This is a genomic window from Moorena sp. SIO3I6 (genome assembly GCF_010672095.1).
This window is the reverse complement of record NZ_JAAHHU010001228.1, coordinates 1-1,523: the sequence shown is the minus strand read 5'-3', so window position 1 is coordinate 1,523 and position 1,523 is coordinate 1. Positions and strand designations below refer to the sequence as shown.

Annotated in this window: 2 protein-coding genes; both read left to right on the top strand. The window is 46.0% G+C overall.

Going from position 1 to position 1,523, the window contains the following annotated elements; all coding sequences use genetic code 11:
• Positions 1–1,001, top strand: a 1,001-nt coding sequence (locus F6K49_RS47955; RefSeq protein WP_293109650.1) for a cysteate synthase, incomplete at its 5' end; no start/stop codon positions are given.
• Between the two features lie 226 nt (positions 1,002–1,227).
• Positions 1,228–1,523: hypothetical protein (locus tag F6K49_RS47950; RefSeq protein ID WP_293109648.1), on the top strand; the 296-nt coding region annotated here is incomplete at its 3' end.

Sequence of the window (1,523 nt, the reverse complement as noted above, 5' to 3'; positions counted from 1 at the left end):
ATAATCTTTTCATTTGTTTCAATGGCTACTGGCCAGAGCGAGATGCTCATCTTTCGACTTGTTCGTTTAAAGAATTAGAAGCTTTCCCGATCTTAGCGAGAATACCAGAGGATAACCCCAAAACCCTCGTCGTTGCTTCAGCTGGAAATACGGGCCGAGCGTTTGCTACGGTTTGCTCTAAGCTGAAAATCCCCTTTTGCTTGGTGATTCCAGAGCAAAATTTATCCGCCATCTGGTCAAAGGAGCCGTTTGATTCTTGTGTTCGTATGATCGCTGTTGGTGGGAATGGTGACTACTCCGATGCGATTCGTATCGGACAAATCATCAGTCAATTAGAGGGTTTCTTTCCGGAAGGAGGAGCTAAAAATGTAGCGAGACGGGATGGAATGGGGCTAACCGTTGTGGATGCTACAGTAACCATTGGGGAAATTCCTGATCACTATTTCCAAGCTGTCGGTTCCGGTACTGGTGGGATTTCAGCTTACGAAGCGAATCTCAGATTTTTAGCAGATGGCAGATTTGGCAACAAAAAAATGAAGCTTCACCTCTGTCAAAACATTCCTTTTACACCCATGACCGATGCCTGGAAAGCGGGTAGTCGAGAAATTACTGCTTTGAGCGAAATAGAAGCAAAAAAATGCATTAGTCAGGTTTCTGCTAAGGTACTTACTAACCGAAACCCAGCTTACTCTCTCGCGGGAGGGGTTTATGAAGCATTGGCTGATACTGATGGAGAAATGTATGGTGTGACTAATGACGAATCAGACAAAGCAAGGGCTTTATTTGAGAAATTGGAAGGAATAGATGTTAGTCCTGCTGCCGGTGTGGCAACTGGTGCTTTAATTCAAGCAGTTGAAGCGGGGAAAATAGCTAAAAAGGACACCATTGTGCTCAATATTACCAGTGGAGGTTACAAACGGATGCGCCAAGATTATCCGTTACACTACCTCAAACCTAGGATTTTCTGGAACAGAGCATTAGCAGTGTATCATAACGGTTGACCAATTAAACGGCGTTGCTGAATTAAGGAATGAATGCGCGATCATCTGGTTTTATTACAGCCCCCTAAATCCCCCAACTTTGCGGTGCGACCCGTGGCGAATTTAATTCGCCTACGGAAAGCGCACCGGAGGGGACTTTGATAGTTTTGTTCCCCCCAAAATTGGGGGGTTAGGGGGGCAAAACCATACCCATAATCAGCAACGCCAGTTAAACAGCCTAATATCCATGAAAACCTTATCCACTCTTGCAGTCCATCAACTCAAACCCTTTGGGGTGAAGCTGACGAACGTTGATCTTAATTTCCCAGAACAATGCGATCGCATTCGAGAGCTGCTGTATGAAAATGGGGTAGTGCTCATCCCTCCTGACGGAGGCAGTTTCGGTGATCAACCAATCCAAGTTGATGCCAGCCTGTTAAAGTTGGCGGGACTTTTCGGGAAGATCGAGAACTACCACCCAGTAAACGCACCCAAAGACAGCACTGGCAAGGTGCAAATTCTGGAAACCATGGGTGACACAGG